This window comes from Streptomyces sp. NPDC127117, from assembly GCF_042677325.1.
In the GTDB taxonomy this organism is placed as follows: Bacteria; Actinomycetota; Actinomycetes; order Streptomycetales; family Streptomycetaceae; genus Streptomyces.
Map to the genome: position 1 here is coordinate 1 of NZ_JBHXTM010000037.1, position 4002 is coordinate 4002.

General features: G+C 70.5%; 2 protein-coding genes and 1 riboswitch. Both genes read left to right on the top strand.

The window, feature by feature from the left end; genetic code table 11:
- The first annotated feature begins 127 nt into the window (after nucleotides 1-127).
- Nucleotides 128-269: riboswitch (cobalamin riboswitch) on the top strand.
- A gap of 139 nt (nucleotides 270-408) precedes the next feature.
- Nucleotides 409-2820: a ribonucleoside-diphosphate reductase subunit alpha gene (locus tag ACFVH0_RS27710; protein ID WP_385824486.1), complete on the top strand. Its 2412-nt coding sequence runs from the start codon at nucleotides 409-411 to the stop codon at nucleotides 2818-2820.
- Nucleotides 2820-3839: a ribonucleotide-diphosphate reductase subunit beta gene (locus tag ACFVH0_RS27715; RefSeq protein WP_385824488.1), complete on the top strand. Its 1020-nt coding sequence runs from the start codon at nucleotides 2820-2822 to the stop codon at nucleotides 3837-3839. Before ACFVH0_RS27710 ends, ACFVH0_RS27715 begins: the two co-directional genes overlap by 1 nt.
- Nucleotides 3840-4002: the final 163 nt, after the last annotated feature.

The following is a 4002-nucleotide window of genomic DNA, read 5'->3' on the forward strand; positions in this document are numbered from 1 at the left end:
CCCTGCAACGGGGCGCGGCGGGCCGTCGGCGTGATCGGGCCGCCCGGCCCGGGAAAGGGCCGCACGGCCCGTTCTGTGGGCCCGACTCGAACGCGCGACACAACATGTGGGGGCTGCCTCATCGGGCAGCCCCCACATGTATGCTCGTCCTCGCTGTCGCCGCAGGGGAATCCGGTGCGAATCCGGAACTGTCCCGCAACGGTGTATTCAGTGCGCTTTTGTGCACCCCCGAGTCAGTCCGATGACCTGCCGGCAGCGCATCCGGCTCGACCGAACCGGATGCCCAGACGTCCGGGCCTCGCGGTTGGGCCGGTGGACGCCGTGCGGAGTGCTGCCCTGCCCCGGGTGTGCTTCCGCAGGGCTGCCCCGTTCCCCGCCGGCCCCGAGCCGAGCGAGGGAGAGCACCACGTGACCATCGCGCCAGCCGATCCGGCTTCAGTCGCCGCGTCCGCAGCAGCCGAGTCCGAGGCCGCCGCACAGGACGGACCGGGAACCGCACTGCTGCGGACCCTGACCGACCTGACCGCCGATCTGCCCGACACCGACCCCGGCCGGGTCGCCGCCGCCGCGCTGCGTGGCCGCAGCGCCCGGGCGGACGAGGCCGAGCTGCGGTCGCTGGCCACCGAGGCCGCCGCGGGGCTGATCTCCGAGGACCCGGCCTACTCCCGGCTCGCCGCCCGGCTGCTGACCCTCGCCATCGCGGACGAGGCGGCCGGCCAGGGCGCGGTCTCCTTCTCCGCCTCGGTCGCCGTCGGGCACCGCGAGGGCCTGATCGCGGACCGTACCGCCGCGTTCGTCGCCGCCCACGCGGCCGCCCTGGACGCGCTGGTGGAGCGTTCGCTCGCCGACGGCGCGGACGACCGCTTCGGCTACTTCGGGCTGCGGACCCTGCACAGCCGCTACCTGCTGCGCCACCCGCACACCCGTCAGGTCATCGAGACGCCGCAGCACTTCATGCTGCGGGTCGCGGCCGGGCTGGCCGAGGACGAGTCGCAGCGCGCCGTGGACGAGGTCGCGGCGCTGTACGGGCTGATGAGCCGGCTCGACTACCTGCCCTCCTCCCCCACGCTCTTCAACTCCGGCACCCGGCACCCGCAGATGTCCTCCTGCTATCTGCTGGACTCCCCGCTGGACGAGCTCGACTCGATCTACGACCGCTACCACCAGGTGGCGCGGCTCTCGAAGCACGCGGGCGGCATCGGTCTGTCGTACTCCCGCATCCGCTCCCGCGGTTCGCTGATCCGGGGCACCAACGGGCACTCCAACGGCATCGTGCCGTTCCTGAAGACGCTCGACGCCTCCGTCGCCGCGGTCAACCAGGGGGGCCGCCGCAAGGGCGCCGCCGCCGTCTACCTGGAGACCTGGCACGCGGACATCGAGGAGTTCCTGGAGCTGCGCGACAACACGGGTGAGGACCAGCGGCGCACGCACAACCTCAACCTGGCGCACTGGATCCCGGACGAGTTCATGCGCCGGGTCGACGCGGACGGCGACTGGTCGCTGTTCTCGCCCGCCGACGTGCCCGAGCTGGTCGACCTGTGGGGCGACGAGTTCGACGCCGCGTACCGGGCCGCCGAGTCCAAGGGCCTGGCCCGCAAGTCGATGCCGGCGCGTGAGCTGTACGGCCGGATGATGCGGACCCTCGCGCAGACCGGCCAGGGCTGGATGACGTTCAAGGACGCCTCCAACCGGACCGCGAACCAGACCGCCGAGCCGGGCAGCGTCGTCCACTCGTCGAATCTGTGCACCGAGATCCTCGAAGTCACCGACGACGGCGAGACGGCGGTCTGCAACCTGGGCTCGGTCAACCTCGGCGCGTTCGTCGCCGACGGCCGGATCGACTGGGAGCGGCTGGACGCCACCGTCCGCACCGCCGTCACCTTCCTCGACCGGGTCGTCGACATCAACTTCTACCCGACCGAGCAGGCCGGCCGCTCCAACGCGAAGTGGCGCCCCGTGGGCCTGGGCGCCATGGGTCTCCAGGACGTCTTCTTCCAGCTGCGGCTGCCCTTCGACTCCCCCGAGGCGCGGGCCCTGTCCACGAGGATCTCCGAGCGGATCATGCTCGCCGCGTACGAGGCGTCCTGCGACCTCGCGGAGCGTTCGGGTCCGCTGCCCGCCTGGTCCGAGACCCGGGCGGCGCGCGGGGTGCTGCACCCCGACCACTACGACACCGAGCTGAACTGGCCGGAGCGCTGGGACGCGCTGCGCGCCCGGGTCGCGAAGACCGGGATGCGCAACTCGCTGCTGCTCGCGATCGCGCCGACGGCGACGATCGCCTCGATCGCGGGGGTCTACGAGTGCATCGAGCCGCAGGTCTCCAACCTCTTCAAGCGCGAGACGCTCAGCGGCGAGTTCCTCCAGGTCAACGCCTATCTGGTGGACGAGCTGAAGAAGCTCGGCGTGTGGGACGCGCGCACCCGCGAGGCGCTGCGCGAGGCCAGCGGCTCGGTGCAGGGCTTCGCCTGGATCCCCGAGGACGTGCGGGCGCTGTACCGCACGGCATGGGAGATCCCGCAGCGCGGCCTGATCGACATGGCGGCGGCCCGTACGCCGTTCCTGGACCAGAGCCAGTCGCTGAACCTGTTCCTGGAGACGCCGACGATCGGCAAGCTCTCCTCGATGTACGCGTACGCCTGGAAGCAGGGGCTGAAGACGACGTACTACCTGCGTTCGCGCCCGGCGACCCGGATCGCCCGCGCCGCCTCCGGCCAGGCCGCGGCCGCCGCGCCCATTCCCGTACAGCAGGCGTCGGCGCCCGACGCGGACGCGATCGCCTGCTCCCTCGAAAACCCCGAGTCCTGCGAGGCCTGCCAGTAATGAGCTCCACCAACTCCGACAAGAACCTTCTGGACCCGGGCTTCGAACTGACCCTGCGTCCGATGCGCTACCCGGACTTCTACGAGCGCTACCGGGACGCGATCAAGAACACCTGGACGGTGGAGGAGGTCGACCTGCACTCCGACGTCGCCGACCTCGCCAAGCTGTCCCCCGGCGAGCAGCACATGATCGGCCGGCTCGTCGCGTTCTTCGCGACCGGCGACTCGATCGTCTCCAACAACCTCGTGCTGACGCTGTACAAGCACATCAACTCCCCCGAGGCGCGGCTGTATCTGTCGCGGCAGCTCTTCGAGGAGGCCGTGCACGTCCAGTTCTATCTGACGCTGCTGGACACCTACCTGCCCGACCCGGAGGACCGTGCCGCCGCGTTCGACGCGGTCGAGGAGATCCCCTCGATCCGTGAGAAGGCGCAGTTCTGCTTCAAGTGGATGGACTCGGTCGAGAAGATCGAGCGGCTGGAGACGAAGGCCGACCGCCGCCGCTTCCTGCTGAACCTGATCTGCTTCGCGGCGTGCATCGAGGGGCTGTTCTTCTACGGCGCGTTCGCGTACGTCTACTGGTTCCGCTCGCGGGGTCTGCTGCACGGTCTCGCCACGGGCACCAACTGGGTGTTCCGTGACGAGACGATGCACATGAACTTCGCGTTCGAGGTCGTGGACACCGTCCGCAAGGAGGAGCCGGACCTCTTCGACGACGAACTCCAGCAGCAGGTCACCGACATGCTGAAGGAGGCCGTGGCCGCGGAGCTGCAGTTCGGCCGCGATCTGTGCGGTGACGGGCTGCCCGGCATGAACACCGAGTCGATGCGGCAGTACCTGGAGTGCGTCGCCGACCAGCGGCTCGCCCGCCTCGGCTTCCCGACGGTGTACGGCTCGGAGAACCCGTTCTCGTTCATGGAGCTCCAGGGCGTCCAGGAGCTGACGAACTTCTTCGAGCGCCGTCCGTCCGCGTACCAGGTGGCGGTGGAGGGCTCGGTCGCCTTCGACGACGATTTCTAGATCCCTTTTCCGGGTCTAGATCCTGGCCCAGCTTCTGAGGTGGGGGCGCCCCGCGGCCCAGTCGGGCGTCGCCGCGCCCCGACGTTTCGGGGGGGCCGCGCGACGCCCCCCGTACGCGGGCCCCCACGCGGGGGCGTGGGGGGGGTGGCGGGGGTGTGCGGGG